Source organism: Paracoccus sp. (in: a-proteobacteria) (genome assembly GCF_030536915.1).
In the GTDB taxonomy this organism is placed as follows: domain Bacteria; phylum Pseudomonadota; class Alphaproteobacteria; order Rhodobacterales; family Rhodobacteraceae; genus Paracoccus.
Genome location: NZ_JAUNPC010000027.1, coordinates 30,752 through 35,073, shown reverse-complemented (window position 1 = coordinate 35,073; position 4,322 = coordinate 30,752). Strand labels below are relative to the sequence as shown.

Sequence of the window (4,322 nt, the reverse complement as noted above, 5' to 3'; positions counted from 1 at the left end):
CTGCGGATTGCGGCGTTGTCCATCAGCGCGCCGCCCTCGCGGTGATGGCCGAGGACCGTGTTCTCCCAGGCCGAGAACTCCATGACCAGCCCCTCGGCCTGCCGGTCCTCGGGGATGTTGCCGATGCCCGCCTGCCTGCGCGCCCGCGCGTCGGTGCCGGTCAGCGGCAGCGGGCGGCCTGCCAGCCGGGCGGCCCCCGCGACCTGCGCGCCCTGTTCCGGGTAGCCGCCGAGGATGTCCAGAAGCTGCGTCTGCCCGTTGCCGCTGACGCCCGCGATCCCGAGGATCTCGCCCGCCCGCACGGTCAGGTCGATGCCGCGCAGCCGTTCCACCCCCGCGCGGTCCACCATCCGCAGGCCCGCCAGTTCCAGCACCGGCGCGCCGGGCGCGGCGGGCGCCTTGTCCACCCGCAGCAGGACCTTGCGACCGACCATCAGCTCGGCCAGCTGCTCGGGCGAGGTCCGGGCGGTCGGCACGGTCGCCACCACCTCGCCGCGCCGCATGACGCTGGTGTTGTCGGTGATCTCCATGATCTCGCGCAGCTTGTGGGTGATCAGGATCACCGTCTTGCCCCGGTCCCGCAGGCCCCTGAGGATGCGGAACAGGTGGTCCGCCTCGGCGGGGGTCAGCACGCCCGTCGGCTCGTCGAGGATCAGGATGTCGGCCTGGCGATACAGCGCCTTGAGGATTTCCACCCGCTGCTGGTGTCCGACCGAGAGCGTTTCCACCACCGCATCGGGGTCCACCTCAAGCTGGTATTGCGCCGCGAGCCGCCGCAGTTCCTTCCTCGCCCGCGACACCGAGGGTGCCAGCAGCGCCCCGTCCTCGGCCCCGAGAATGACGTTTTCCACCACCGTGAAGTTCGGCACCAGCTTGAAATGCTGGAACACCATGCCGATGCCCGCGCGGATCGCGGACTGGCTGTCGGTGATCCCGGCGTCGCGCCCGCCGACCAGGATTTGCCCCGCGTCCGGGCGGTAGAAGCCGTAAAGGATCGACATCAGCGTGGACTTGCCCGCGCCGTTTTCCCCCACGATGCCGTGGATCGTGCCCGGGGGCACGACCAGCGAGATGTCGCGGTTGGCCTGCACCGGCCCGAAGGCCTTGGATATCCCGCGCAGCTCGATCGCGGGCGGTGCAGGGGCCGGGGGGACCATGCGCTGTCAGTCCGCCGGGCAGGAATTGTCGGTCATGTAGTCATGCGGCACGATTTCCCCGGCGATGATCTTCGCTTTTGCCTCCTCGACGGCGGCGGTCATCTCGGGCGTGATGAGGGAGGCGTTGTTCTCGTCCATCGCCAGCCCCACGCCATCGGCCTTGAGGTCCATCAGCTTGATGCCCGGCTCGACCGCCTCGCCTGCCTTGAAGGCCTCGTAGACCGAGTTGTCCACGCGCTTGACCATCGAGGTCAGCACGCGGCCCGGATGCAGGTGGTTCTGGTTCGAATCGACGCCGATCGACAGGATGCCTTCGTCCGCCGCCGCCTGCAGCACGCCGATGCCGGTGCCGCCCGCTGCGGCATAGATCACGTCCGCGCCCTGCGCCTTCTGCGCGCGGGCAAGCTCTCCGCCCTTCACCGGGTCGTTCCAGGCCGCGGGCGTCGTGCCGGTGAAGTTGGTGATGACCGTCCCGTCCGGCCGCGCGGCCTTGAAGCCCTGCGCATAGCCGCAGCGGAACTTGTGGATCAGCGGGATGTCCATGCCACCGATGAAGCCGACGGTGCCGGTCTGTGACGCCATCCCTGCCAGAATCCCCGCGAGATAGGACCCCTCGGGTTCGGCATAGACGTTGGACTGGACATTCGGCTGGTCCACGACAGTGTCGATGATGACGAAGCGGGTGTCGGGATAGTCGGGGGCCACCTTGTTCAGCACCTCGCCGAAGGCGAAGCCCGTGGTCACGATGGGGTTCAGCCCGGATTCGGCCAGCCGGCGCAGCGCCTGCTCGCGCTGGGCCTCGGACTGCATCTCCAGTTCCTTGTAGGTGCCGCCGGTTTCCTCCTTCCAGCGGGTCGCGCCGATATGGGCGGCCTCGTTGAAGGACTTGTCGAACTTGCCGCCGAGGTCGAAGACCAGCGCGGGCTCGGCCCAAGCGGCGGCGGCGGACAGCGCCAGCGCGGCACTCGCCAGGCGAAGGGTCAGGGTCATGGCGGCTTTCTCCGGTTGGGTCTGGCGGGATTACAGGAAAAGCCCCGTGCGGCGTCAATCGGAAAGGCGCCCGATGGCGCAGCGTCCGTTGGACAGGCGGCGGCGTTGCTGCTAACCGGCGGGGCAGACCAGACCGAGAGGCCGCCATGAACGCTCCCACTGTTGCCCCCGTGACCGGACGCAGGCACTGGACCGCGGCCGAGGCGCGGGGGGTCATCGACCAGCCCTTCATGGACCTGCTGTTCCAGGCGCAGACGGTCCACCGCCAGCATTTCGACCCCAACCGCATCCAGCTTTCGAGGCTGCTGTCGATCAAGACCGGCGGCTGCCCCGAGGATTGCGGCTATTGCAGCCAGTCGGCGCGGCATGGGTCGGACCTGTCGGCCTCGAAGCTGATCGAGGTCCAGCGCGTCATCGCCGAGGCCGCGAAGGCCAAGGCCGCGGGCGCCACGCGCTACTGCATGGGCGCGGCCTGGCGCAGCCCCAAGGAACGCGACATGGCGCAGGTCGTGGCCATGGTCGAGGGCGTCAAGGCCCTGGGCATGGAGACCTGCATGACGCTGGGGATGCTGGACGCCGGACAGGCCCGGCGGCTGAAGGACGCGGGGCTCGACTACTACAATCACAACGTGGACACCTCCGAGGCGCATTACGCCAACGTGGTGACGACCCGCACCTATGCCGACCGGCTGGACACGCTGGCGGTGGTGCGCGACAGCGGGATCAAGGTCTGCTCGGGTGGCATCATCGGCCTGGGGGAAGGCCAGCAGGACCGCGTCGAGATGCTGGTGACGCTGGCGAACCTGCCCGAGCCGCCGGATTCGGTGCCGATCAACCTGCTGATCGCGATTCCGGGCACGCCCATGGAAAACGCCGCCCCCGTCGATCCCATCGACTTCATCCGCACCATTGCGCTGGCGCGGATCATGATGCCGGAAAGCCATGTGCGGCTGTCGGCGGGCCGCACCGAGATGTCGGACGAGATGCAGGCTTTGTGCTTCTTCGCGGGGGCGAACTCGATCTTCATGGGCGACACGCTGCTGACGGCGGCGAACCCCGGCGACGACCACGACATGAAGCTGCTGGCGAAGCTGGGGATGCAGCCCATGGTGGCGTGGGAACACGCGCCCGAGGACGTGGCCCCGCCCGCGCCGGGCGAGATGCCGGTGCCGATCCTGCGGTGAGCGTTTCCCCCGACGACCGGCTCGCGCCCTTCCGCGCGGACCTCGACGCCATCGCCGCGGGCGGGCAGACGCGGCGGCTGATCCCGCGCGAGGGCGTGGACTTTGCGTCGAACGACTACATCGGGCTGGCCGGTTCGCTGCGGCTGGCCAATGCGGTGCGCCGCGCGCTTGAGGAGGGCGTGCCGGTGGGCGCCGCCGGATCGCGCCTGCTGCGCGGCAATACCGAGTGGCACGAGGCATTCGAGGAGGCTGCTGCCAGCTTCTTCGGGGCTGAATCCGCGCTGATGCTCGGCGGCGGCTATCAGGCGAACGTCGCGGTTCTGGCGACCCTGCCCCAGCGCGGCGACCTGCTGCTGATGGATGCGCTGTCCCATGCCTCGACCCGCGAGGGCGCGCGGCTGACCCGCGCCGAGGTGGCCGAGTTTCGCCACAATGACGCAGGCCATGCCGAAGACGTGATCCGCGACTGGCGCGCCAAGGGGGGCAGGGGCGCCGTGTGGATCTGCGTCGAAAGCCTTTACAGCATGGACGGCGACCGTGCGCCCTTGGACGACCTCGTGCCGCTGGCCGACCGCGAGGGCTTCCTCGTGGTGGACGAGGCCCATGCAACGGGCGTCTGGGGGCCGGACGGGCGCGGGCTGTCCCATGCGCTGGAAGGGCGCGAGAACGTCGTGACCCTGCACACGCTGGGCAAGGCGCTGGGCGGCTCGGGCGCGGTGCTGACGCTGCCCCGCGTCTTGCGGGATTTCATCGTCAACCGCGGGCGGCCCTTCATCTTCGCCACCGCCCCCTCGCCCCTGATGGCCGTGGCCGCAACCGAGGCGCTGGCGATCCTGCAGGACGAGCCCGAGCGGCGCGAGGCGCTGCAGGGGCTCATTGACCTGTTCACGGCGGAACTGGCGCGGCGGTTGCCGCAACTGCCCCCTTCGGGCAGCCAGATCGTTCCGCTGATCGTGGGGGCCGAGGCGCCGACGATGCGCCTCGCCGCCCG

The 4,322-nt window shown here is 69.7% G+C and carries 4 protein-coding genes; 2 read left to right on the top strand and 2 right to left on the bottom strand.

Going from position 1 to position 4,322, the window contains the following annotated elements; translation table 11 throughout:
- A partial coding sequence (locus tag Q4F04_RS06985; protein WP_303369115.1) for an ABC transporter ATP-binding protein occupies positions 1–1,157 on the bottom strand: 1,157 nt, incomplete at its 3' end.
- 6 nt (positions 1,158–1,163) lie between these two features.
- On the bottom strand, positions 1,164–2,147 hold the full coding sequence (locus tag Q4F04_RS06980) for a BMP family protein (protein ID WP_303369114.1): 984 nt from the start codon (positions 2,145–2,147) through the stop codon (positions 1,164–1,166).
- A gap of 146 nt (positions 2,148–2,293) precedes the next feature.
- Between Q4F04_RS06980 and bioB the strand changes: the two genes are divergently transcribed.
- Positions 2,294–3,331, top strand: coding sequence for a biotin synthase BioB (gene bioB / locus Q4F04_RS06975; RefSeq protein ID WP_303369113.1), 1,038 nt, complete (start codon positions 2,294–2,296; stop codon positions 3,329–3,331).
- Positions 3,328–4,322: 8-amino-7-oxononanoate synthase (locus Q4F04_RS06970; protein WP_303369112.1), on the top strand; the 995-nt coding region annotated here is incomplete at its 3' end. The genes bioB and Q4F04_RS06970, both read left to right, overlap by 4 nt.

What these genes read in the sequence shown, in the direction of transcription:
- bioB (WP_303369113.1), top strand. Translation starts at nt 2,294, where the DNA reads ATGAACGCTCCCACTGTTGCCCCCGTGACCGGACGCAGGCACTGGACC.
- Q4F04_RS06980 (WP_303369114.1), bottom strand. Translation starts at nt 2,147, where the DNA reads ATGACCCTGACCCTTCGCCTGGCGAGTGCCGCGCTGGCGCTGTCCGCC.